Below are 304 nucleotides of genomic sequence, written 5' to 3'. Positions count from 1 at the left end.
CCGCGCCCCTCGGCGCCGCTGTTCAGGAAATGTTGCCCCCGCCCCCCGCCCGCCCGGCGGGGGGGGGGGGCGGCGACGACCAGTACGCAGAGGAGGGGGAGGGCGGTGAGCAGCCCGCTGATGGGGCTTCGGCGCAGTCGCATGGGATACCTCGTCCCGTTGGTGAGGGTGACTGCCACGGCTGTGTGCCATGAACGGGACATGGATACCGGACCGGACTGTCCGGTTGAAGAACGCGGGTCGAACTTGGTCAGACAAGTTCAGGCCGAGCCGCGCACATGGTGGGCCGCGGCCGGTCCAACGC

Origin of the sequence: Kitasatospora sp. NPDC059571 (assembly GCF_042735675.1) — a bacterium.
In the GTDB taxonomy this organism is placed as follows: domain Bacteria; phylum Actinomycetota; class Actinomycetes; order Streptomycetales; family Streptomycetaceae; genus Kitasatospora.
This window is presented reverse-complemented; position numbering follows the sequence as displayed.